Below are 23295 nucleotides of genomic sequence, written 5' to 3'. Positions count from 1 at the left end.
GCGTAGTTTCAGTCTCGCCGAAACGGCGAGCGGGTTTGAATGGTTCCCATGCTCGAGGTGATCGACAAAGGATCCTGCAGCCGAGATCATCCGGTGCCGCTGCTGTTCGTGCACGGCGGCTGGCACGGCGCGTGGTGCTGGGAGCACTTCCTGGACTTCTTCGCCGACGCGGGCTACCGCGCGGTCGCGATGAGCCTGCGGGGGCACGGCGCCAGCCCGACGGCCAAGCCGCTGCACAAGGTTTCCATCGCCGACTACATCGACGACCTCCGTTCGGTGGCCGACGAACTGGGCGGCGACCCCGTGCTGATAGGCCATTCGCTGGGTGGCTTCGTCATCCAGCGCCACCTCGAAACACGCGGCGCCCCGGCGGCGGTCCTGGTGGGCTCCGTGCCGCCGCAGGGCGTGCTCAGGTTGGCGGTGCGCGTCTGGCGCCGCCGGCCATCGATGACGATGGAAGCCTGGACCGACCCCACGCTGCTGAAATTCCTCGCCACCCCGGCTCTGGTCCGTGAGTACCTGTTCTGCGCCGACACGCCCGAGGCGGTCGTCGAATCCTGCAGGCAACGCGCGGGGGCCGAGAGCATCCGCGCCGCCATGACCGATCCCGTGGTCCGCCGCGTCAGAACGCGGCGGGTGACCACGCCGATCCTGGTCCTCGGCGCGCAGTACGACGGCTTCGTCAGCGCCGGCGATGTGCGTGCCACGGCGCGCGCGTATGCGACCGAACCGGAATTCTTCCCGATGGGCCACAACATGATGCTCGAGCCGGGGTGGGCTGACGTCGCGCAACGCATCCACGGGTGGCTGCAGACCCGCGACCTCGCGGGCCGGCCACGGTAGCCGCGCCCGAGTCGTTACTGCGCCGAAAAGCGTTGGCGTGCTAGATTTCACAGCCACCGCTTCACCACTCTGGCCGGGTCGACAATTACAACAAACGGGGGGAAATGTCCGTGCAACCGCTCGCTCGCACGGAGTCTCCCGTCGACGACAGCGGCCGTGCGCTGCGGGGTTGGCAGCGCCGGGCGTTGGTGAAATACCTGGCCGGCCAACCGCGCGATTTCCTGGCCGTGGCGACCCCGGGCTCCGGCAAGACGACGTTCGCCCTGCGGGTGGCCGCGGAACTGCTGAGCCAGCGCGTCGTCGAGCAGATCACGGTCGTGGTGCCCACCGAGCACCTCAAGGTGCAGTGGGCCCAGGCCGCCGCACGGCACGGCATCGCCCTGGACCCGAAGTTCTCCAACTCCCATGCCCTGATGTCGGGCGAGTACCACGGCGTGATGGTCACCTACGCTCAGGTCGCGGCGCATCCGACGCTGCACCGGGTACGCACCGAGCAGCGCAAGACGTTGGTGGTCTTCGACGAGATTCACCACGGCGGTGACGCCAAGACCTGGGGTGAGGCCATCCGCGAGGCCTTCGGCGATGCGACGCGCCGGCTCGCCTTGACGGGCACGCCCTTTCGCAGCGACGACAGCCCCATCCCGTTCGTCGCCTACGAATCGGGCGCCGACGGGGTGCGGCGTTCGCAGGCCGACCACACTTACGGCTACGCCGAGGCTCTTGCCGACGGGGTGGTCCGACCGGTGGTCTTCCTGGCCTACTCCGGGGAGGCGCGCTGGCGGGACAGTGCCGGCGAGGAGCACGCCGCGCGGCTGGGCGAGCCGCTGACCGCCGAGCACACGGCGCGGGCCTGGCGCACGGCGCTCGACCCGGCCGGCGAATGGATGCCCGCGGTGATCGCGGCCGCCGACCAGCGGCTGAGCCAGAAGCGCGCGCACGTGCCCGACGCCGGCGGCATGATCATCGCCTCGGACCGCACCGCGGCGCGCGCCTACGCAACCCTGCTGACCAGGCTGACCTCCGAGGCGCCGACGGTGGTGCTGTCCGACGATCCCGGATCCTCCGCGCGCATCAGCGAATTCGCCGCCGGCACCAGCCGGTGGCTGGTGGCCGTGCGGATGGTCTCCGAAGGCGTCGACGTGCCCCGGCTCTCGGTCGGCATCTACGCCACCAGCGCCTCCACTCCCCTGTTCTTCGCGCAGGCCATCGGCCGCTTCGTGCGATCGCGGCGGCCGGGCGAGACCGCCAGCATCTTCCTGCCGTCGGTGCCCAATCTGCTGCAGCTCGCCAGCGAGCTGGAGGCCCAGCGCAATCACGTGCTGGGGGATCCGCACCGCCCCGACGACGACCCCCTCGACGGCGATCCCGCCATCAGGACGCAGACCGAAAAGACCGAGGCCGACAACGGCTTCACCTCACTGGGCGCCGACGCGGAGCTGGATCAGGTCATCTTCGATGGGTCGTCGTTCGGCACCGCCGCGCCGGCCGGAAGCGACGAGGAGGCCGATTACCTCGGCATTCCGGGGTTGCTCGATGCCGATCAGATGCGGGCGCTGCTGCACCGCCGGCAGGACGAGCAGCTGCAGCGACGGGCCGCACAGGCTGCGCCGGCCGCGGTGTCGGGGCCGCCGTCGATGCATGGCCAACTGCGCGAGCTGCGCCGCGAGCTCAACAGCCTGGTGTCGGCCACCCACCACCGCATCGGCAAGCCGCACGGCTGGATTCACAGCGAACTTCGCCGTCGTTGCGGGGGGCCACCGATCGCCGCCGCGACCCGCGAACAGATCCAGGACCGCATCGAGGCCCTGCGGCGACTCAACGCCGAGCACGCCTGACCCCGCTAGTCGCCGACCGGCTCCTGGAGCACTTCGACCGTGGGGCCGCCCAACACGGCGAGCAGGTTCTGCTCGATCGCGGCTCGCGCGTCGTGCTCGCCGTGCGCCGGCACCGTCACGCAGAAGACGTCGGCGGCGGTCGAGCCGAACGTGTTGACCTTGGCCCAGACGATGTCGGACCCCGCGCGTTCCAGCGCACGGGTCAACAGCGCGAGCAGACCCAGCCGATCCATGGCCCGGACCTCGAAGATCAACTGGCCGGCGGTCGTCGCGTCGAGCCACAGGATGCGCGGCGGGGCGGTAGACCGGGTGACGGGCACCCCGGCCTGAATCTCGCCGGCCCGGGCCGTCGCGGCGCTGACCGCGTCGCTGTCGCGTCTTTCCAGCGTGCCGAGGATGTCGAGGTCGCCGGCCAGGGCACCGTTGAATTGCTGGCGCAGTAAGCCTGATTCGGGCGGCGAGCCGAACACCGGCGACGCGACGAACTCGACGATCGCCACGCCGTCGTGAATGTTGGCCAACGCCGAATGGATACGCAGGGAGTTCACCGCCAGCACTGCCGCTGCTTTCGAAACCAGCCCGCGCTGGTTCGGCGCGAGCATCACCGCGGTCAAGCGCTCCCGGTCACCGGGGTGCAGCTCCACGTGCACGCCGCGGCCAGCCGCCAGCGAAAGATAGTGGGGCGCAATCGGTTCGGCCTCCAGCAGCGGCTCGCCCGCCATCACCAGCCGGCAGCGACGGACCAAGTCGTCGATCAACGACGCCTTCCAGTCGCTCCACACCCCGGGACCGGTGGACTTCGAATCCGCCTCGGCCAGTGCGTGCAGGAGTTCGAGCAGTTGCGGGTCGCCGCGCAGGGCCGCGGCCACCGACTCGATGGTCTTGGGATCGTTGAGATCGCTTCGGGTGGCCGTGATCGGCAGCAGGAGGTGGTGGCGGACCATTCCCGCGAGCGTGTCGGTGTCCTGGGCCGACAGCCCCAGCCGGTTGCCGATCGGGATCGTCAATTCCGCGCCGAGCACACAGTGGTCCGTGCCGCGCCCCTTGCCGATGTCGTGCAGCAGCGCGCCGAGGGCGAGCAGGTCAGATCGCGCCACGCGGGTGGTGAGCGGGGCCGCGTTGACAGTGGTTTCGACGATGTGCCGGTCGACGGTCCACTTGTGCGAGACGTCGCGCGGCGGAAGGTCGCGCACCGCATCCCATTCCGGGAACAGTCGGCCCCACAGCCCGGTGCGGTCCAGGGACTCGATCGTGTTCACCGCCGTGGGCCCGGCCAGCAGCACGACCAGCAGGTCGTCCAGCGCCTCCCGCGGCCATGGCGAGGGTAAATCCGGGACGCTGTCGGCGAGTCGCTTGAGCGTGCCGGCGCCGATCGGCAGGCCGGTGTCCGCCGACGCGGCGGCGACTCGCAACACCAGGCCGGCATCGGTTTGGGGTTGGGCGTCGCGGGCGAGCACCACCTCGCCGTCGTACTCGACCACCCCCTCGTCCAGCGGTCGCCGCTTCGGGCGCCGCACCAGGGCGGTGAGGCCGCGTCGGGGCAGGGCGTTCTGCGCGGTCCGGAGCCCGGTTTCGGCGTGGTACGCGATGGTGCGGCTGACGCTGGAGAGCATGCGGGACAACGCAAATCGATCCCCGACGCCCAAGGCCGCACTGACCTCGTCGGCGAACTGAGCCAGCAGTTGGTCGAGTCCGCGCTTGGATACCCGGTGCAGTTCTGTGCGGACATCGAGCAGCGTGAGGTACGCGGCGTTCAGCGATCCGCCGGGCGCGTCAGGATGACCCATGCCGTGGCGGTCGATGAGCTGCGCGACGCCCAGCGCGTCGAGCAGTTGGACGTCGCGCAGGCCGCCGCGCCCCGACTTCAGATCCGGTTCGGCCCGCTGAGCGATTCGCCAACACCGTTGCCAGCGTTCATATGTCATGGCGACGAGCTCGTCCATGCGGGACCGGATTGCGCTGCGCCACTGGCGTCGAGCCCCGTCGATCAGCTCCGCCGACAGGCGCTCGTCCCCGGCGATGTGGCGGGCGTCCAGCATGCCCAGCGCGGCCACCAGGTCGCTGTTGGCGACGCCGAGGGCCCCGGACACCGATCGCACGCTGTGGTCGAGCCTGACGTTGGCGTCCCACAGCGGATACCACAATCCGTCGGCGACCCGCTGCAATTGGGTATCAGACTTGTTGTCGTGCAACAGCATTAGATCGAGATCGGAATACGGCAACAGCTCGCGGCGGCCCAGACCACCGACCCCGACGACCGCGAAACCGCTACCGTCGGCGATGCCGATCTCGCCGGCCTTGGCGACCAGCCAGGATTCATGAAGCTCCAGCCAGGCTTTCCGGAGCTCCGCGGCGCCGAGGTGAGCGCCCTCCGACAGCAGTTGGCGCCGCGAGGCAGCCAAATCGGCTGCCCCGCCGGCGCTTCCTGTCCCCGCTTCAGATGACCTGTCGGATGGGCTTGTCATACCCTCCCGGCCCGTCCGGCCTGGTTCAGCAATGTGCGGCTAGGAGTCAGAGGGCATCGGTTCCGCGTTCACCCGTGCGCACGCGCACAATGGTTTCCACGGGGGTTACCCAGACCTTGCCGTCACCGATCTTGCCGGTGCGCGCCGCCCGGACGATGCTGTCCACGACCTTGTCCACGATGGAATCGTCGACCACCACCTCGATCCGCACCTTCGGCACGAAATCCACCGAGTATTCAGCACCCCGGTAAACCTCGGTGTGGCCCTTCTGCCGCCCGTACCCCTGGATTTCGCTGACCGTCATGCCCAGGACGCCCGCGTCCTCGAGGCTGGTCTTCACGTCATCGAGGGTGAACGGCTTCACAATTGCGGTGACTAGCTTCATGCCTGCTCTGCCTCCACTTTGTCGCCCACTCGGTCCTCCTCCAGGCCGTTGCGGTCCTCCAGGGGAACCCGCGCCGCCGGAAGAACGGATCCCTGCCCACCGATCGTTCCGAAATCGTACGCGCTCTCCGCGTGCTCAGACTCGTCGATGCCGGTTGATTCTTCCTCGGCGTCGACACGCAACCCGATCGTGTACTTCAGGATCAAAGCCAAGATCAGCGTGACGATGCCGGAGTAGAAGAGGACGGCGAAGGCGCCGACCGCCTGCCGCTCCAGCTGGGCCCAGCCGCCGCCGTAGAACAACCCCTTCGACACCCCGGCCACCCCGTTGATCGCGGTGGACTCCGGCGCGGCGAGCAGGCCGACCAGCAAGGTGCCCGCCAGACCGCCGACCATGTGCACCCCGACCACGTCGAGCGAGTCGTCGAAGCCGAACCGGAATTTCAGCCCGACCGCCAGCGCGCACACCACTCCGGCCACCGCGCCGACGACGATCGCGCCCAGGATGTTGACCGACGAGCAGGACGGTGTGATGGCGACCAGTCCGGCGACGATGCCGGACGCCGCTCCCAGCGTCGTGGGTTTCCCGTCGCGGATGCGCTCGGTCAGCAGCCACGCGAGCATGCCCGTGGCCGTGGCGACCGTGGTGGTCATGAACGTCGCTCCGGCGGACCCGTTCGAACTGGTCGCCGAACCGGCGTTGAATCCGAACCAGCCGAACCACAGCAAGCCTGCGCCGAGCATCACGAACGGCAGGTTGTGCGGCCGGAACAGCGTGGTGGGCCACCCGCGGCGCTTGCCCAGGACGATCGCCAGCGCCAGGCCGGCCACACCGGAGTTGATATGGACCGCCGTCCCTCCGGCGAAGTCGATGGCGTGCAGCTTGTTGTTGATCCAGCCACCGTGCTCAGACGCGAAGCCGTCGGCGGCGAAGACCCAGTGTGCGACCGGGAAGTAGACCAGCGTCGCCCACAGCCCGGCGAACACCAGCCACGCGGTGAACTTGAGCCGATCGGCCACCGCGCCCGAGATCAGCGCGACGGTGATGATCGCGAACATCAGCTGGAAGGCCACGAACACCGTCGCGGGCATGGTGCCGGCCAACGGGATGTCCACCTGCGTGACGCCCTTGCTCGGGTCCGCCTTGACGGCGTTGCCGCCGATGAGCTTCGCCAGGCCCCAGTAATCGGTCGGATTACCCACGACGCCGCCCCGGTCGTCACCGAACGACATCGAGTAGCCGTAGAGCACCCAGAGCACCGTCACGACGCCCATGGCGCTGATGCTCATCATGATCATGTTGAGCACGCTTCTGGTGCGCACCATGCCGCCGTAGAAGAACGCAAGACCTGGCGTCATCAACAGCACTAGCGCGGAACTCGCCAACATCCAGGCGGTATCGCCGGTATCTGGTTGGCCCAATTGCGGGAATGCCACTCGCTCACCTCCGGTCGGACATGAATGGCCGGCAGGCGACGCCTGTGGCCTGCGAGAACCATGCGCAATTGTTGTTTCCGCAGTGGGGCCGCCGTGTTTCGGCGGTATTAACGTCCGGCTCGCCCTGTAAGGGGTTTCAGCCGAGCAGGGCGTCGACGAAGGCACCCGGCTCGAACGGCGCCAGATCGTCGGGACCCTCCCCGAGCCCGACCAGCTTCACCGGTACCCCGAGTTCCTGTTGGACGCGGAATACGATGCCGCCCTTGGCCGTACCGTCCAGCTTGGTCAGCACGGCGCCGGTGATCTCGACGACCTCGGCGAAGACCCGCGCCTGGGCCAGGCCGTTCTGCCCGATGGTGGCGTCGAGCACCAGCAGCACCTCGTCGACCGCGGCGCGTCGTGTTACCACGCGTTTAACCTTGTCGAGCTCGTCCATCAGCCCGACCTTGGTGTGCAGCCGGCCGGCGGTGTCGATGAGCACCACGTCGGCGCCCGAGGCGATGCCCTTGTCGACGGCGTCGAACGCCACCGATGCCGGGTCGGCGCCTTCAGGCCCGCGTACCACCTCCGCGCCCACGCGGGACGCCCAGGTTTGCAGTTGATCGGCCGCCGCGGCCCGGAAGGTGTCGGCGGCGCCGAGCACGACACGACGTCCGTCGGCCACCAGCACCCGGGCCAATTTGCCTACGGTGGTGGTCTTTCCGGTGCCGTTCACACCGACGACCAGCAGCACCGACGGGTGGTCATCGTGCGGCAGCGCGCGGATCGAGCGGTCCATGTCGGGGTGCAGCTCCCGGATCAGCACGTCGCGCAGTACGGCCTTCGCGTCGGCTTCGGTGCGCACATCGCTGCCGGCCAGGCGGGCGCGCAGCTGCGCCATCACCGACTCGGTGACCACCGGGCCGAGGTCGGCGACCAGCAGGGTGTCCTCGACGTCCTGCCAAGCGTCTTCGTCCAGGTCGCCGCCGCCGATCAGGCCCAGCACGCTGCGTCCCAACGCGTTCTGCGACCTGGCCAGCCGGCCGCGAAGGCGCTCGAGGCGGCCTTCGGGCGGCGCGATGGCCTCGATCTCGGGGGCCGCTGGTGGCGGCTCGGCGGCCGGCGGCGTGGGCGCCGGTGCTACCGGCGGTGCGGCGGGGGTCTCCAGCGTCTCCGGTTCGGGGAGCTCGACCTCCGAGATGGTGCGCCGCGGCGCGTCGCGAGGAATGGTGGCGTCGTCGCCCACCGCGGGCAGGCCCGTGGTGTCGAGCCGATCGGCGGTTGCGGTCTGGCTGAAGGTGATGCCCGACGACGCGGTGTAGCCGCCCGAGCGGTCGATCGCGCCGGGCTCCGGCTTGGCCGTGAAGGTGATCTGCCGGCGGCGGTACCGCACCAGCCCCAGGACCAGCGCCGCGACGACAACCAGGACAGCGACGACCGCGATGGCGATCCAAAGACCTTGGGACACGGTGACATTGTTTCAGGGGCGCGACGCCGCGCGGTCGGCGCGGGGTCTACGCCGCTACGAAGACTGCGAGACCAGCTGCTCCACCTGCTGCCCGCGCATCCGCTGTGAGATCACCGCGGTGATGCCGTCGCCCTGCATGGTCACGCCGTACAGCGCGTCGGCGACCTCCATCGTCGGCTTCTGGTGCGTGATGATGATCAGCTGCGACCGGGCCCTCAGCAGCTCGAACAGGCTGATCAGCCGGCGCAGGTTGGTGTCGTCGAGCGCGGCCTCCACCTCGTCCATGATGTAGAACGGCGACGGGCGGGCGCGGAAGATGGCCACCAGCATCGCCACCGCGGTCAGCGCCTTCTCGCCACCGGACAGCAACGAGAGCCGGGTGATCTTCTTGCCGGGCGGACGGGCCTCCACCTCGATGCCGGTGGTGAGCATGTCGTCCGGATCGGTGAGCCGCAGCCGGCCCTCGCCGCCGGGGAACAGCACCGTGAAGACTTCCCGGAATTCGCGTTCCACGTCGACGAAGGCATCGCTGAACACCTGCAGGATGCGGGCATCGACGTCGGCGACGACGTCCAGCAGGTCCTTGCGGGCGGCCTTGACGTCCTCGAGCTGGGTGGACAGGAAGTTGTAGCGCTCCTCCAGCGCGGCGAACTCCTCCAGCGCCAGCGGGTTGACCCGGCCCAGCTCCGCGAGTTCCCGCTCGGCGCGTTTCGCGCGCCGCTCCTGGGTGGCCCGGTCGTACGGCATCGGAGCGGGCGCGACCACTTGCTCACCGCGTTCGCGCGCCTGCTCGAATTCGGCCATCTCGAGCTCGGTGGGCGGCAGGGCCACGTCCGGCCCGTACTCGGCGATCAGGTCGGGCGGCGCCATTCCGAACTGCTCGAGCACCATCTGTTCCAGCTGCTCGATGCGCATGGCCGCCTGCGCGTTGGCCACCTCATCCCGGTGCAGCGAGTCGGTGAGGGTGGCCACCCGGGCGCTCAACACGTTCACCTCTTCGCGCACCGCCGCCATCGCCGTCGCGCGCTCCTGGCGTTCGGCCGCCAGCGCGTCGCGGATCTTCGACGCCGCCGCGACCACCCTGTCCAGCCGCTGCGCCAGCAGCCGGCCGGAGTCGGCCACCGCGGCGGCCACGGCGGCCGCGCGCAGCCGCGCCTCGCGCGCCTGTTGGGCCCGCAGCCGTGCCTCGCGTTCGGCGGCCGCGGCACGGCGCAGCGAATCCGCGCGCCCGCGCACCGCATTGGCCCGCTCCTCGGCGGTCCGCACCGCCAGCCGGGCCTCCACCTCGGCGCTGCGGGCGGCCTCCGCGGCGGCGGCGATCCGCTGGCGGACCTCCGCATGGGTGGGTTCTTCGGCGTCCGAGTGCTGCGTCTGTTGAGCGTTGCGCAGCCGGTTTTCCAGCTCGGTGACTTCCTCGAGCGTCTGCGCGCGACCGGATTCGAGCTCCTCGCGCTGCCGCAGCAGCCTGCTCCACTCGTCTTCGGTCGTGCGGGCCTCCTGCCCGAGCCGGCCCAGCTGCTCGTACATCGCCGAGATCGCGGTGTCGGACTCGTTCAGCGCGGCCAATGCCTGTTCGGCGGAGTCCTGGCGCGCGGCCTGCTCGGTCAGCGCGCCCGAGAGCGCCGCGGTCAACTGGGCGACCTGCGACTCCGCGGCGGCCAGCTCGCTGCCGGCCTTGTCGATTTCCGAAGTCACCTCGAGCGTGGACAGCTTGCGGTCGGAGCCCCCGCTCACCCAGCCCGCGCCGACCAGGTCGCCGTCGAGCGTGACCGCGCGCAACTGCGGCCGCGTCGCCACCAGTTCGAGCGCCTGATCCAGGTCGTCGACCACCGCGACCCGCGAGAGCATCGCCGTGATGGCACCGCGAAGCCGCGCGGGCGCCTCGATCAGGTCCAGCGCCCATAAGGCGGTGCCCGGCAGGGCGTCGCGCGCCGCCTGGTGGTCGGCGGGCCAGTCACCGAGCACCAGCGCCGCGCGGCCGCCATCGGCCTGTTTGAGGGCGGCGACGGCGGACCGGGCCGCCCCGAAGCTTTCGGCGGCCAGCGCGTCGGCCGCCGATCCCAGCACAGCCGCCAGCGCCGCCTCGTAGCCGGAGCGGACTTTGACCAGCTTGGCGATTGGCCCGAAAAGCCCGGCCTGAGAATGATTTTCGGTAAGCCAGGCCGCGCCGTCCTTGCGCTCCAGCCCGACCGACAGCGCGTCGATGCGGGCCCGCAGCGAGGCCACCCGGCGTTCGGCGTCGCGTTCGGCGGATTGCAGTTCGGCGACGCGTGCGTCGGCCAACCGCAACGCGGCGACGGTCCGCTCGTGGTGCTCGTCCAGACCCACCTCGCCCTGGTCGAGTTCGCCGACGCGGCTCTGCACGGTTTCGAATTCCGCCTTGGACTGCTGCGCGCGGCTGGCGGCCTGTTCGATGCGTTCGGACAGCCGGGCGACGCTGTCGTCGATCGATTCGACCCGCGCCCGCATGGTCTCCACCTGACCGGCCAGCCGCGCCAGGCCTTCCCGCCGGTCCGCCTCGGCCCGCACAGCAGCGAGGTGAGCCCGGTCGGCCTCGGCGGCCTCGCGTTCACGTTCGCCCAGTTCGGCGCGGGCGGCATCGAGCCGCTTGCGCGTCTCGGCCAATTCGGCCAGCAATTGCTGCTCGGCGACGGCCACCCGCTCGGCCTCGGCTTCCAGCTCTTCCGGCTTTCTGGGGTCGGTGTCGCTGGGCGGCGCGGGTTCGGTGTCGAGATGGTGCGTGCGTTCGCTGGCGATGCGGACCGTCGCGGCCACCCGTTCGGCCAGCGCGGACAGCCCGAACCAGGTGTGCTGCACGGATTCGGCGCGAACCGACAGTTCGGTCACCGCCGCCTCGTGCGCGGTGAGCTCCTCGGACGCCACGGCCAGGCGGGCGGCGGCCTCGTCGTGCTCGCGGCGGATGGCCGCCTCGGCCTCGAAGATGGCGTCGCGCTGCACCTGCCGGCTGACCAGGTCGTCGGCCGCCAGGCGCAACCGGGCGTCACGCAGGTCGGCCTGGATGGTCTGGGCGCGACGGGCCACCTCGGCCTGGCGGCCCAGCGGTTTGAGCTGGCGGCGCAGCTCGGTGGTCAGATCGGTGAGCCGGGCCAGGTTCGCCGACATCGCGTCGAGTTTGCGGAGGGCCTTCTCCTTGCGCTTGCGGTGCTTGAGCACGCCGGCGGCCTCTTCGATGAAGGCGCGACGGTCTTCGGGTCGCGACTGCAGGATCTCGTCGAGCTTGCCCTGCCCCACGATGACGTGCATCTCGCGGCCGATCCCGGAATCGCTCAGCAGCTCCTGCACGTCCATCAAACGGCAACTGGCGCCGTTGATTTCGTATTCGCTGGCGCCGTCACGGAACATCCGGCGGGTGATCGACACCTCCGAGTATTCGATCGGCAGCGCATTGTCGGAGTTGTCGATGGTGACCGTGACTTCGGCGCGGCCCAGTGGGGCCCGCGACGAGGTGCCGGCGAAGATGACGTCTTCCATCTTGCCGCCGCGCAGGGTCTTTGCTCCCTGCTCCCCCATCACCCAGGCCAGGGCGTCGACGACGTTGGATTTGCCGGAACCGTTGGGCCCGACGACCGCGGTGATGCCCGGCTCGAAACGCAGAGTCGTCGGCGATGCGAAGGACTTGAAGCCCTTCAGCGTCAGACTCTTGAGGTACACGGCGAGCCAGACTACCGCTCAAATCGCCCGTGCCACCCTCACCGAGGGGTGTCGCCGGGGTCGAAATACAGCCGCCGAACACAGTCGACGCACTGGCCACAGTGACCACATCAGTCACGGGAACGGAAGTGAATCCCGGAGCCGAAACGTGATAGCGCCGGCGCTATCACGTTCGTCAGCGCTCGACGAAGCCTTCGTAACGTTCCTGCGGCTGCGACCAGTCGGCGACGACCTTCTCGACGCGGCCCGGCCTGGGCGGCCACGACTCGCCACCTTCCAGCAGGGCCAGCAGCTTCTCGCCGGCCTCCCGCGGACCCTGAGCGACCACCAGGACGCGGCCGTCGGCCTGGTTGGCCGCGTAGCCGGTCAGGCCCAACTCGAGCGCCCGACAGCGCGTCCACCAGCGAAAGCCGACGCCCTGGACCGTGCCGTGCACCCAGGCGGTGAGCCGGACGTCAGGATCCGACATCGGCGACCTTGAAATTGACCTGCGTGCCGGCTTTCAGCGTGCGCCCCACGGTGCAGACCAGGTCGATCGCCCGATCGACCACCACCAGCAGCCGCTCCCTCTCCTCCGAGGAGAGCCCGGACAGGTCGAGCTCGAGCGTCTCTTCCAGCAGCGGATAGACCTCGCGTTCGCGGTCGGCGTCCCCGGACACCTTGACCACCGCTTTGTAGTCGTCGCCGAGCCGGCGGGCGAGCGGCTGGTCGCTGGACATCCCGCTGCACGCGCCGAGCGCGATCTTCAGCAGCTCGCCGGGGGTGAACACGCCCTCGACGTCCTCCGAGCCGATGAGGACCTGCGCACCGCGCGAGCTGTATCCGGTGTAACGGCGCGATCCCGTGCGCTCCACCCAGAGTTCGGTCATGCCCTACTTTTTACCGGGCGTGCTTTCACCGCGCCCTGGGCATACTGCGTTTCATGGCCACCGTGGTCGCATTCCACGCACATCCGGACGACGAGGTGATCCTCACCGGAGGCACGCTCGCGCGGGCGGCTGCAGGCGGGCATCGCGTGGTCGTCGTCACCGCGACCGATGGGCGCGTGCACAACGCAGAAAGCGATTTCCGGCTGGACGAATTGCGTTTGAGCGCAGACATTTTGGGGGCGCGGCGGGTTGAGTGCCTCGGCTATGCCGATAGCGGTTATGGCCCGCTGTTCTACCCGGACCCGCCGGGACGGGTCCGCTTCGGGCGAGCAAACGTCGAGGAGGCGGCGCAGCGGCTCGCGGCAATACTCAGCGAGGAAGACGCGGACCTCCTGCTCAGCTATCAGCCCAACGGCGGCTACGGCCACCGGGATCATGTCCAGGTGCATCACGTCGGCAAGCGGGCCGCCGAACTCGCGGCGACCCCGCGAGTGCTGGAGGCGACGATGCCGCGCGAATTACTTTTGCGCATCGGCCATCTCGCCAGTCTGCTGCGGCTGCCGGCGCCCTACGAGCCGCACGTTGCGCGCACCGCGTACGCGCCGCGGGCGAGCATCACCCACCGCATTGACGTCTTCGGATTCGCGCGCCAGAAGCGAGACGCGTTCGCCGCCCACCGCTCGCAGATCGGTGAGTCCAGCGTGGGCGCCCGCATGTACGGGGTTCTACTTCGACTGCCACCCCAGGCGTTCGGCCTGTTGTTTCCCCGCGAGTGGTTTGTCGACCCGGCCTTGCCCGCGGGATCCGCGCGCCGGGACATCTTCGATTGATCCGCCTTCGACCCGCTCGGCGTTGGCGCACGCTGGCAAACCCTGGACGCACAGTCAAACTCGCGGTCGCGGCTGACATCTCGGGCAGAAGAACGACGACCGGTTCATGAACTTCTCCCGGCGCATCACGGCGCCGCAGCGCCGGCAGTTCTGCCCCTCGCGGCCATAGGCGTCCAGCGACCGGTCGAAATAGCCCGATTCGCCATTGACGTTGATATACAGCGAGTCGAACGACGTCCCGCCTTGAGCCAGTGCGTCGCGCATCACGTCGGCCGCGGCGTCCAGGACGGCGGCCAGCTGACGGCGGCTCAACCCGGCGGCGATCCGGGCGCCGTTGACCTTGGCCCGCCAAAGCGCCTCGTCGGCATAGATGTTGCCGATGCCCGACACCACCGATTGGTCGAGGAGCTGCCGCTTGATCTCGGAATGCTTGCGCCGCAAGACATTAACGACAGCATCGCGGTCGAAGAGCGGGTCCAGCGGGTCGCGGGCGAGGTGCGCGACGGGGACCGGCACAATGCTGCCGTCCACGCTCACCAGATCGGCAAGCATCCATCCGCCGAAGGTGCGTTGGTCGGCGAAGCTCAGCACCGTTCCGTCGTCGAGCAGCGCGGAGATGCGGACGTGGTCGGCGCGCGGCACTTCCCCCAGCAGCATCTGCCCGCTCATGCCGAGGTGCACCACCAGCGCGGTGTCGGGCTGGCCCGGACCGTCGAGCAGCAGCCACAGGTACTTGCCGCGCCGATCGGTGCCGGTGATCCGGGCATTGAGCAGCCGGGCGGTGAGGTCGGCGGGCCCGGCCCCGTGACGGCGCACGGCGCGCGGATGGTGCACCCGCACGGCCGTGATCGTTTTGCCCACGACGCGGGCCTGCAAGCCGCGGCGCACCACCTCGACTTCGGGCAGCTCGGGCATCTAGACGGACGTTTGTCCGGCGGTGTCCAGCACTTCCAGCGCTTTCCAGGTGGCCGCCGCGGCCTTCTGCTCGGCTTCCTTCTTGGAGCGCCCCACGCCGGAGCCGTATTCGGTGTCCATCACGACGACGACGGCGGTGAATTCCTTGTCGTGGTCCGGGCCGGTGGAGGTGACGACGTAGGACGGCGCGCCCATGCCCCGCGCCGCGGTCAGCTCCTGCAGGCTGGTCTTCCAGTCCAGCCCGGCGCCCAGGGTCGGCGCGGCGTCCAGCAGCGGGCCGAACAACCGCAGGATCACCTCGCGGGCCGTGTCGATTCCGTGCTGCAGGTAGATGGCGCCCAGCAGCGATTCCATGCCGTCGGCCAGGATGCTCGACTTGTCTGCGCCGCCGGTGTTGGCTTCCCCGCGCCCGAGGTAGAGGTGCACGCCCAGGCCGTCCGCGGACAGCTTGCGCGCGACGTCGGCCAGCGCCTGGGTGTTGACGACGCTGGCCCGCAGCTTGGCCAGGTCCCCTTCCGAACGGTCGGGATGCCGGTGGTAGAGCTCGTCGGTGATGGTCAGGCCGAGTACGGCGTCGCCGAGGAACTCCAGCCGTTCGTTGGTCGGCAGCCCGCCGTGCTCGTAGGCGTAGCTGCGGTGCGTCAACGCCAGCGAGAGCAGCTCGTCGGGCAGCTCGACCCCGAGGGCATCGAGCAGGTCTTGCCGTGACGTCACTGCTCACCCCGCGCAGCGTCGGCCTCGGGATACATTCCCGCCAGCTTGGCCCACCGCGGGTCGATGCGGTCGTGGTGATGGTCTGGCTCGGCCGCGAGGGCAACGCCGCATTCGGGGCACAAACCCGGGCAGTCGGGCGTGCACACGGGCGAGAACGGCAGCTCCAGTCCCACGGCATCGACGATCGACTGCTCGAGGTCGATGATGTCGTCGACAATGTGACCGACCTCGTCTTCCTCGGTGGTCGCCTCGGTCGTGCTGTCGGGGTAGGCGAACAGTTCGGTCAACCGGACCTGCACGTGGCCCTTGACCGGGGTCAGGCAACGGGAGCATTCGCCCACGGTGGGCGCATCCACCGTCCCCGTCACCAATACGCCCTCGGAGACCGACTGAACTTGCAGGTCGAGTTCCAACGGAGCGCCCGCCTCGATCGCGATCATGTCGAGTCCGATGCGCGACGGGGTGGGCACGGTCTTCCGCAGGGTCACCATCGCGCCGGGGCGCCGCCCGAGCCGGGCGATGTCAATCGTCATCGGCGAGCTCAGATGGCGCCGCGAGGTGGTGCTGTGCTGCCGCGTCATATCAGAAATCCTACGGCGCGGGCCGCATAATTCCAGGGCGCGGCCGCCCGGTCGACGCGCTAGCGCACCGCGTAGTCGTGCGTACCGGCCGCCGTCCGGAGTTGGTGACGACCGCGCCCGACCGAGCGCAGGGTGCCGTTGAGGAATTCCTCGAACTCGGCGAGCTTGTTGTCGACGTAGATGTCGCATTCACCGCGCAGCCGGTCGGCCTCGGCGTGCGCCGAGTCGATCAGCCGGGTGGCCTCGGCGTTTGCCGCCTCCACCACGCTGTTCTGCGATACCAGGCGCTGCTGCTCCTTGATGCCCTCTTGCACGGCCTTCTCGTAGGAGATGTTGCCGTTCTCAAGCAGCCGGTCGGCCTCGGCCTGCGCGCGGCCGACGCTGGCCTCGTACTCGCGTTTGGCCGCCGTGGCGATGCGCATCGACTCCTCGCGGGCCTCGCCGACCATCCGCTCGCTGTGCTGGCGGGCCTCGCTCACCATGCGGTCGGCCTGCGCTTTTGCGTCGGACAACAGCCGGTCGGCCTCCGCGCGGGCGTGGTTGAGCATCGACTCCGACTCGGTGGTCGCCGAGGAGACCATGGAGTCGGCGTGCGACTTGGCGTCCTGCAGCATCGAATCGCGCGCGTCGAGCACGTCCTGGGCGTCATCCAGCTCGCCGGGGATCGCATCCTTGATGTCGTCGATCAGTTCCAGCACGTCACCGCGCGGCACCACGCAGCCGGCCGTCATCGGAACGCCGCGTGCTTCTTCAACGATGGCGCTCAGTTCGTCGAGCGCTTCAAAGACTCTGTACACGGCCATGTCCTCCTGGCGTCTGCAAAAACCCTGTTGTTACTAGTGTGCCTGGTGTTGCCTTTGTGACAGCGGTGGCGAGGTCGGTGTGTCGGACATTTGACCGCGACAACGACGCGAAACGCCGCCAAAAACCGGCTTCGGCCTCGCCATCACCGGTGAAATGCATCGAAACGCCCGTCCGCGCCGCCAAGGTTGGCTGCACCTGTTGCGGCCATTCTAGGGATCGCGGAGGCCCCAGGCGCCGGCCAGCGCGCTCCACGGCGCTTGACCTATACCCCTGGGGGGTATAAGTTTGGGGGCCCAGCCCATCGAGGGGAAGGATTGGAACTCGTGCTAGCAGCGGTCGGACACGCCCTGGCGGTGGCGGGATCGATGACGTGGGAAATCCTGTGGGCGCTGATCTTGGGGTTTGCCCTGTCGGCGGTGGTGCAGGCGGTGGTGCGGCGCTCGACCATCGTGGCGCTGCTGGGCGACGACCGGCCGCGCACCCTGGCGCTGGCCGCCGGCCTCGGTGCGGCGTCGTCGTCGTGCTCGTACGCCGCGGTGGCGTTGGCCCGATCGCTCTTCCGCAAGGGGGCCAGCTTCACCGCCGCCATGGCATTCGAGATCGGCTCCACCAACCTGGTGGTGGAACTGGGCATCATCTTGGCCCTGCTGATGGGCTGGCAGTTCACCGCCGCGGAATTCGTCGGCGGCCCGCTGATGATCGTGGTGCTCGCCGTGTTGTTCCGGTTGTTCGTGCGCTCTCGGCTTGTCGATGCCGCCCGTGAGCAGGCCGACCGCGGAATCGCCGGCTCGATGGAAGGCCATGCGGCCATGGACATGTCCATCAAGAAGCAGGGCTCGTTCGCTCAGCGCCTCTTTTCCAGGGAGGGCTTCACGTCCGTTGCCCACGTGTTCGTGATGGAGTGGCTGGCGATCCTGCGCGACCTCGTCCTGGGCTTGTTGATCGCGGGGGCCATCGCGGCGTGGGTACCCGAAAAGTTTTGGCAGGTCTTCTTTTTGACCGACCATCCGGGCTGGTCGACGATATGGGGTCCGATCGTCGGACCAATCGTGGCGATCGTGTCCTTCGTCTGCTCGATCGGCAATGTCCCGCTGGCCGCGGTGCTGTGGAACGGGGGCATCAGTTTCGGCGGTGTCATCGCGTTCATTTACGCCGACCTGCTGATCCTGCCGATCCTCAACATCTACCGCAAGTACTACGGCACGAAGATGATGCTGACGCTGCTGGGCACGTTCTACGCCGCCATGGTCACCGCGGGCTATCTGGTCGAATTGATTTTCGGCGCAGCGAGTCTCATTCCCAAGCAGCGCAACGCCACGGTCATGGAAGCGACGATTTCGTGGAACTACACGACCTGGCTCAACATCGCCTTCCTTGCCGTCGCGGCCATTCTGGTGGTCCGGTTCGTCACCACGGGCGGAGTTCCGATGGCACGGATGATGGGCGGCTCCCCCGACGGTGGGCACGACCACGATCACGAGTGCCACTAGCTAACGGCGTGAAAACTCTTGAGCGAGTGAGGATTTAGGACCGGCCGGCGAGCTTCTCGCGCAGGCGGCGATTGACCGGTTCGGGCAGAAGTTCCGAGACGTCGCCGCCCAACAGCGCAACCTCTTTGGCCAAGGACGACGACACGAACGAATACCGCGGCGTCGTCGCGACGAAAAACGTGTCGACGCCGGCGATGTGCTTGTTCATCTGCGCCATCTGCAGCTCGTATTCGAAGTCGGTGCCGGTGCGCAGGCCCTTCACGATCGCGGTCATCCCCTGCGACCTGACGAAGTCCACCACCAGGCCCTGGCCGGCCTCGACGCGCAGGTTGGGCAGATGTGTCGTCGACTCGTTGATCATCGCGATCCGCTCGTCGAGTTCGAACATGCCCTTCTTGGCGGGATTGGTCAGGATCGCCACCACCACCTCGTCGAACTGAGCCGCCGCCCGCTCGAAGACGTCGATGTGGCCCAACGTCACTGGATCAAACGACCCCGGGCATACCGCGCCACTCATGACGCGCGCCGGCGACGATGCGGAACACAGAGATGAGACGGAGGTACGCCCCCGCACGTGGGAGGTACCCCCTCCCGCTTGCGGGGGAGAGCGGCGCACATGACGACAGACGGTACACGCCCGCCTCACAGTCGTTCGGCCATCTCCAAACGGGTGTCGCCGTACACGCGCGGCGGCCAGACGGACCAGCCGCGCGGCCAGGTCAGCTCCGCGCCGAACGCCGCCCGCTCCACCACCGCCACGGTTCCGGCCTGCGTCCAGCCGTGGGTGTCCAAAGCGGCCAGCGCGGCTTCCACGTCGGCGGCCTCGACGTCGTAGGGCGGGTCGGCCAGCACGAGGTCGACCGGGCTCTGGGTTCCGGTCGCCAAGACGGTCGCGACCGCGCCGCGGCGCACCGCCGCGCCGGGAAGACCGAGCGCGTCGATGTTGCGTGCGATGACGGAAGCGCTGCGCTGATCCGATTCCACGAACAGCGCCGAGGCGGCCCCTCGCGACAGCGCCTCCAATCCCAGTGCGCCGGAGCCGGCATAGAGGTCGAGCACCGCGACGCCGTTCAGGTCGCGCCGCACAGTCAAGATGTTGAAGAGCGACTCACGCACCCGATCGGTGGTCGGCCTGGTCCCTCGCGGCGGGACGGCGATGCGCCGGCCGCCTGCCACGCCGCCGATGATCCGGGTCACCTGCCACCACTTACAGCAGCGTCGACCAATAGTCCCAGAACCGCGCCATGATCAGCAGAAACACCGCGGTGAACCACAGCGCGGCGATGGACCACCGCCACTGGTACAGCACCCACGCCACACCGCGTCCCCGGCGTTGCAGCGCCGGGGAGAACACGATCGAGGCGACGACCACGAGCAGCGTCATGGTGGCCGCCCAGACCACCATGCAGTACGGGCACAACGCGCCGATGCTGTACAGGCTCTCGTAGATCAGCCAGTGCACGAACACGGCCCCGATCAGCAGCCCGATCATCAGGCCGATCCAATACCATTGCGGCAACGCCACTTTGGTCACCGCGAGCAGCCCGGTGACGACCACAACGGTGAACGCCCCCAGGCCGAGCAGCGGGTTGGGGAATCCCAGCACCGACGCCTGCGGCGTGACCATCACCGAACCGCACGACAGGATCGGGTTGAAGTTGCACGACGGCACGTACGCCGGGTTGAGCAGGAGGTCGATCTTCTCCACGGTCAGCGTCGCGGAGGCCACCAAGCCGATCACACCGGCGATCAGCACCCACCACGCGCTCGGCAAGGGCACGCGCGCTTCGGGACCCGATTCCGGTGTCAGGCCGGCGGTTTGGGCTGACACCGGGGTGGTCACGTGGCCGGGGGGGTCGCGGCGCCGTCGATGCCCGGCACGTCGCCCACGATGCTCTTGATCTTGGCGACCAGCGCATCGGGCGTGGACGGGTCGTAATCGTCGCCGTTGATCTTGATGGTCGGCGTGGCGTTGATCTTCGCGGCCGCCGCCTCACCCGTGACCTTGGCGATGTACTTGCCGCTGTTGATGCAGTCGGGCACCTTGCCCACGACGCCGGCCTCGCGCGCGAGTTCGATCAACCGGGCGTTGTCGGGAAAGCTGGTGCCGCGTTCGCTGGGCTGCAGGTCGGTAGTGAACAGCGCGGTGTGGAATCGGCGGAACGCGTCAAGGGACTCGTCGGCCACGCACAGGGCCGCGGCGCCCGCGCGCGACGAGTAGTTCTGGTTCCTGGAGTTGTCGAGGATCGACACCATGGAGTAGTCGGCCGCAATAGCGCCGACGTCGATCAGCCTGGAGACCGTCGGGCCGAAGGTGCGCTCGAAGTTGCCGCAGGCCGGGCAGAGGAAGTCCTCGTAGAAAGTGACCACGGCCTTGGGGTTGCTCGTACCGGGCTGGGTGACCAGCTTGCTCGATGTCACCCGCACGGTGTCGCCCGCGCCGATGGCCGCGGTCTTCTTGTGGTGCGTGACCACGATGTAGGAGACCAGCGCGACGAGGAAGATGACGACGACCGCGGTCCCGCCGATCTGGAGGAGTCGGCCCGATTTACCGTCGGCGGCCTTCATGTCAAAGCGCGGGGGGCGTTTGGATTTGTCGGCCACAGTTTCCGTGATCCTTCGGTGCTCGGGTTGTCGTTCGGTGGTGGACGTCACTCGTTCGTGGGCGCCTCTAGATTACCGGCGGCGACCGCGCAACAGGTCAGACCCGGCTCATGTGGGCGCGCAGCGCGGAAATCAACTCGGTGGTCGCGGCGGCGCTGCCGCCGCCGAGCTGGAACAGATTGGCGAAGCCGTGCGTCAGCGACCCCATGCACCGCAGATCGACCGCGGTCCCGGGGGCCTGCAGGGCCGCCGCGTAGCTCTCGCCTTCGTCGCGCAATGGGTCGAACCCGGCGACGGCGATCAGCGCGGGCGCCAGCCCGGCCAGCGACTCGGCCAGCAGCGGCGAGACCTGCGGGTCCGCCCGGTCGATGCCCGAACGCCTGAGGTATTGCGACTCGAACCAATCGATGTCGCGCTTGGTCAGCAGGAACCCGCGGGCGAACAGGCCCATCGAACGGGTCTGCGCGGTGAAGTCGGTCCGCGGGTAAATCAGCCACTGCAGCACGGGGGCGGGGTCACCCTCGTCGCGCGCCCGTTGGCACACGACGGCGGCCAGGTTGCCGCCCGCACTGTCGCCGCCGACCGCGACCCGCCCGGGCGCGGCGCCGAGTTCCCCGGCGTGGTCGTACGCCCACCTGAAGGCGGCGTACGCGTCCTCGACCGCGGCCGGCGCCGGGTGCTCGGGAGCCAGGCGGTAGTCGATCGACAGCACGTGGATGCCGGCGTCACGGCACGTCAACCGGCACAGCGCGTCGTAGGAGTCCAAGTCGCCGATCGACCATCCGCCGCCGTGGTAGAAGACCAGCACGGGCGCGGACGCGCCGTTGGCGGGACGGTAGTGCCGCGCCGGGATCTCGCCGGCCGGCCCGGGCAGCGACAGCTCCTGGACGTCGACGTGGATCTGCGGTCCGGGAAGTTCCAGCGACAGCTGGCGCATCTGAGCGCGGGACGCGCCCGGATCGTCGTCGACGACCAGGCCGTCGATGCCGACGGCGCGCAGACCGGAGAGCATCAGCTGAAGCGTGGGGTCCAGTGTGTTGCCGTCGATGGTCACCGAGCGGCCACCGAACAGCGCGCGCTTGGCAGGGGTCGGGATCCACGGAATGACCTTGACGCCGATCGTGGAAACCGCGCCCTGCATGCGACTGGTCAGGCGCATGGGCGTGTGCTTGACGCCCAGGTGCAGGTCCGGCGCGGGCACGCTCTTGGTCATGGGTACTCCCTCGAATAAAACGTCGTAACGCTCGACGCTGCCCGCCGTCGTCTCGGAGCCCTCCGGCCCCGGCGGCCACCGGTGAGTGCCCTTGGTGCCGGGCGCGCTGGGCGACCGACAGGGCACTTGCCGGTTCCGGTGCGCCGTGTGACCAACACTACGTGGTCACGATTATGCGAAATGCAGACCAGGGTCCGATAACACTGCGCGCCCCGCCCGGGCGTTTGACGAGGTGGTATTTTGCAGCCCGGTAATATCGCGCCGATGGAATGGCGTCGATCTCCTCGCTCGATGACGACATCCGGTTTGGTCCACGAACGTTCAATTTCATAGGCAGGTGAATACATTGGCTGGCGAGTCGGGCGTTGCCGTGCCCTCGATAGCTCTTAATGACGAAAACACGATGCCCGTCCTTGGCCTTGGCGTCGCGGATTTGTCGGAGGACGAGACCGAGCGCGCGGTCTCCGCGGCGCTGGAGATGGGCTGCCGGCTGATCGACACCGCCTCGGCCTACGGCAACGAAGCGGCCGTCGGCCGCGCGATTGCGTCCTCCGGGATTCCGCGCGCCGAACTGTTCGTCACCACCAAACTCGCCACCGCCGACCACGGGTTCCTGCGCTCTATGGAGGCCTGCAAGGAGAGCCTGGAGCGGCTGGGCCTGGATTATCTCGACCTGTACCTGATCCACTGGCCGGTCCCGGCACGAGGCGAATATGTGAATTCCTTCGGCGGGCTGATCCAGTGCCGCGGGGACGGGCTCGCGCGTTCGATCGGCGTCTCGAACTTCACCGACATACACGTGACGGACGTCATCGACCTGAGCTTTGTGACCCCGGTGGTCAACCAGGTCGAGTTGCACCCGCTGCTCAACCAGGAAGCGCTGCGCAAAACCAACGCCGAACACAACGTGGTTACCCAGGCCTACACGCCGCTGGCGCTCGGCAAGTTGAACGACAACCCGACGGTGACTTCCGTTGCCGGCGAATACGGCAAGACGCCGGCACAGGTGCTGCTGCGGTGGAACCTGCAGCTGGGCAACGCGGTCGTCTTCCGCTCCGCCAATCCCGAGCACATCGCCGGGAACCTCGACGTGTTCGACTTCGAGTTGGCCGCCGAGCACATGGACGCCATCAACGGGCTCAACGACGGCACCCGGCTGCGCCCGGACCCGAACACCTACGACGGCACCTGA

21 protein-coding genes are annotated in these 23295 nt (G+C 68.7%); 5 read left to right on the top strand and 16 right to left on the bottom strand.

Annotated elements, in window-relative coordinates; genetic code table 11:
• Positions 1-48: 48 nt before the first annotated feature.
• Together A5750_RS23775 and A5750_RS23770 are read left to right on the top strand one after the other, a co-directional pair.
• Positions 49-843, top strand: coding sequence for an alpha/beta hydrolase (locus A5750_RS23775; RefSeq protein WP_066952575.1), 795 nt, complete (start codon positions 49-51; stop codon positions 841-843).
• A 104-nt stretch (positions 844-947) separates the two neighbouring features.
• Positions 948-2678 carry a DEAD/DEAH box helicase gene (locus A5750_RS23770; protein WP_067266156.1) on the top strand — a complete coding sequence of 577 codons (1731 nt, stop codon included), beginning with the start codon at positions 948-950 and terminating at the stop codon, positions 2676-2678.
• A 5-nt stretch (positions 2679-2683) separates the two neighbouring features.
• On the opposite strand, the gene A5750_RS23765 is transcribed toward A5750_RS23770, so the two are convergent.
• From A5750_RS23765 to A5750_RS23735, 7 genes are all read right to left on the bottom strand, one after another.
• Entirely contained in the window at positions 2684-5143 is a 2460-nt protein-coding gene (locus A5750_RS23765; protein ID WP_082959192.1) for a [protein-PII] uridylyltransferase, read from the bottom strand.
• Positions 5144-5189: 46 nt separating this feature from the next.
• On the bottom strand, positions 5190-5528 hold the full coding sequence (gene glnB / locus A5750_RS23760) for a nitrogen regulatory protein P-II (protein ID WP_066952569.1): 339 nt from the start codon (positions 5526-5528) through the stop codon (positions 5190-5192).
• Positions 5525-6916: an ammonium transporter gene (locus A5750_RS23755; RefSeq protein WP_066952563.1), complete on the bottom strand. Its 1392-nt coding sequence runs from the start codon at positions 6914-6916 to the stop codon at positions 5525-5527. The genes glnB and A5750_RS23755 overlap by 4 nt, the downstream gene beginning before the upstream one ends.
• Before the next feature lie 184 nt (positions 6917-7100).
• On the bottom strand, positions 7101-8411 hold the full coding sequence (gene ftsY, locus A5750_RS23750; RefSeq protein WP_066952561.1) for a signal recognition particle-docking protein FtsY: 1311 nt from the start codon (positions 8409-8411) through the stop codon (positions 7101-7103).
• Between the two features lie 54 nt (positions 8412-8465).
• On the bottom strand, positions 8466-12083 hold the full coding sequence (gene smc, locus A5750_RS23745) for a chromosome segregation protein SMC (RefSeq protein WP_066952559.1): 3618 nt from the start codon (positions 12081-12083) through the stop codon (positions 8466-8468).
• Between the two features lie 175 nt (positions 12084-12258).
• On the bottom strand, positions 12259-12552 hold the full coding sequence (locus A5750_RS23740; RefSeq protein WP_067266149.1) for an acylphosphatase: 294 nt from the start codon (positions 12550-12552) through the stop codon (positions 12259-12261).
• Positions 12539-12952: an OsmC family protein gene (locus A5750_RS23735; protein WP_066952555.1), complete on the bottom strand. Its 414-nt coding sequence runs from the start codon at positions 12950-12952 to the stop codon at positions 12539-12541. Before A5750_RS23735 ends, A5750_RS23740 begins: the two co-directional genes overlap by 14 nt.
• Before the next feature lie 53 nt (positions 12953-13005).
• Between A5750_RS23735 and A5750_RS23730 the strand changes: the two genes are divergently transcribed.
• Positions 13006-13782, top strand: coding sequence for a PIG-L deacetylase family protein (locus A5750_RS23730; RefSeq protein ID WP_066952553.1), 777 nt, complete (start codon positions 13006-13008; stop codon positions 13780-13782).
• Between the two features lie 54 nt (positions 13783-13836).
• Here A5750_RS23730 and mutM read toward each other — a convergent pair whose 3' ends face one another.
• The 4 genes from mutM to sepIVA are packed head-to-tail and all read right to left on the bottom strand — an operon-like array spanning position 13837 to position 16789.
• Complete coding sequence (gene mutM / locus A5750_RS23725; RefSeq protein WP_067266144.1) at positions 13837-14697, bottom strand: DNA-formamidopyrimidine glycosylase; 861 nt, start codon at positions 14695-14697, stop codon at positions 13837-13839.
• Positions 14698-15411 (bottom strand): ribonuclease III, encoded by a 714-nt coding sequence (gene rnc, locus A5750_RS23720; protein ID WP_066952549.1) that lies wholly within the window; start codon positions 15409-15411, stop codon positions 14698-14700.
• Complete coding sequence (locus A5750_RS23715; RefSeq protein WP_197505512.1) at positions 15408-15992, bottom strand: DUF177 domain-containing protein; 585 nt, start codon at positions 15990-15992, stop codon at positions 15408-15410. The genes rnc and A5750_RS23715 overlap by 4 nt, the downstream gene beginning before the upstream one ends.
• A 59-nt stretch (positions 15993-16051) precedes the next feature.
• Positions 16052-16789, bottom strand: a complete 738-nt coding sequence (gene sepIVA / locus A5750_RS23710; RefSeq protein WP_066952700.1) for a cell division protein SepIVA — start codon at positions 16787-16789, stop codon at positions 16052-16054.
• 321 nt (positions 16790-17110) lie between these two features.
• Here sepIVA and A5750_RS23705 point away from each other — a divergent pair, with 321 nt between their 5' ends.
• Positions 17111-18286, top strand: coding sequence for a permease (locus A5750_RS23705; protein ID WP_082959191.1), 1176 nt, complete (start codon positions 17111-17113; stop codon positions 18284-18286).
• Between the two features lie 34 nt (positions 18287-18320).
• Here A5750_RS23705 and coaD read toward each other — a convergent pair whose 3' ends face one another.
• From coaD to A5750_RS23680, 5 genes are all read right to left on the bottom strand, one after another.
• Positions 18321-18803, bottom strand: a complete 483-nt coding sequence (coaD, locus tag A5750_RS23700) for a pantetheine-phosphate adenylyltransferase (protein WP_066952547.1) — start codon at positions 18801-18803, stop codon at positions 18321-18323.
• A 125-nt stretch (positions 18804-18928) separates the two neighbouring features.
• Entirely contained in the window at positions 18929-19483 is a 555-nt protein-coding gene (gene rsmD, locus A5750_RS23695) for a 16S rRNA (guanine(966)-N(2))-methyltransferase RsmD (RefSeq protein WP_066952543.1), read from the bottom strand.
• 10 nt (positions 19484-19493) lie between these two features.
• A complete protein-coding gene (locus tag A5750_RS23690; RefSeq protein ID WP_197505511.1) occupies positions 19494-20117 on the bottom strand; it encodes a vitamin K epoxide reductase family protein in 624 nt (207 codons plus the stop codon).
• Between the two features lie 8 nt (positions 20118-20125).
• Positions 20126-20890 (bottom strand): DsbA family protein, encoded by a 765-nt coding sequence (locus tag A5750_RS23685; RefSeq protein ID WP_066952695.1) that lies wholly within the window; start codon positions 20888-20890, stop codon positions 20126-20128.
• A gap of 97 nt (positions 20891-20987) precedes the next feature.
• Complete coding sequence (locus A5750_RS23680; RefSeq protein ID WP_067266141.1) at positions 20988-22103, bottom strand: alpha/beta hydrolase; 1116 nt, start codon at positions 22101-22103, stop codon at positions 20988-20990.
• A gap of 346 nt (positions 22104-22449) precedes the next feature.
• Between A5750_RS23680 and A5750_RS23675 the strand changes: the two genes are divergently transcribed.
• The gene (locus A5750_RS23675; protein ID WP_156659475.1) at positions 22450-23295 is read left to right on the top strand and encodes an aldo/keto reductase; all 846 of its coding nucleotides are present in this window, start codon (positions 22450-22452) and stop codon (positions 23293-23295) included.

The organism is Mycobacterium sp. 852002-51613_SCH5001154, assembly GCF_001667425.1.
Lineage (GTDB): Bacteria > Actinomycetota > Actinomycetes > Mycobacteriales > Mycobacteriaceae > Mycobacterium.
The sequence above is the reverse complement of the archived record's forward strand: the minus strand, read 5'-3'. Positions and strand labels throughout refer to the sequence as shown.

Coding starts and splice junctions, on each gene's coding strand:
- mutM (WP_067266144.1), bottom strand. CDS start 14,697: ATGCCCGAGCTGCCCGAAGTCGAGGTGGTGCGCCGCGGCTTGCAGGCC.
- A5750_RS23770 (WP_067266156.1), top strand. CDS start 948: ATGTCCGTGCAACCGCTCGCTCGCACGGAGTCTCCCGTCGACGACAGC.
- A5750_RS23730 (WP_066952553.1), top strand. CDS start 13,006: ATGGCCACCGTGGTCGCATTCCACGCACATCCGGACGACGAGGTGATC.
- A5750_RS23755 (WP_066952563.1), bottom strand. CDS start 6,916: ATGTTGGCGAGTTCCGCGCTAGTGCTGTTGATGACGCCAGGTCTTGCG.
- A5750_RS23740 (WP_067266149.1), bottom strand. CDS start 12,552: ATGTCGGATCCTGACGTCCGGCTCACCGCCTGGGTGCACGGCACGGTC.
- A5750_RS23775 (WP_066952575.1), top strand. CDS start 49: ATGCTCGAGGTGATCGACAAAGGATCCTGCAGCCGAGATCATCCGGTG.
- A5750_RS23765 (WP_082959192.1), bottom strand. CDS start 5,143: ATGACAAGCCCATCCGACAGGTCATCTGAAGCGGGGACAGGAAGCGCC.
- A5750_RS23680 (WP_067266141.1), bottom strand. CDS start 22,103: ATGACCAAGAGCGTGCCCGCGCCGGACCTGCACCTGGGCGTCAAGCAC.
- A5750_RS23735 (WP_066952555.1), bottom strand. CDS start 12,952: ATGACCGAACTCTGGGTGGAGCGCACGGGATCGCGCCGTTACACCGGA.
- coaD (WP_066952547.1), bottom strand. CDS start 18,803: ATGAGTGGCGCGGTATGCCCGGGGTCGTTTGATCCAGTGACGTTGGGC.
- glnB (WP_066952569.1), bottom strand. CDS start 5,528: ATGAAGCTAGTCACCGCAATTGTGAAGCCGTTCACCCTCGATGACGTG.
- A5750_RS23715 (WP_197505512.1), bottom strand. CDS start 15,992: ATGACGCGGCAGCACAGCACCACCTCGCGGCGCCATCTGAGCTCGCCG.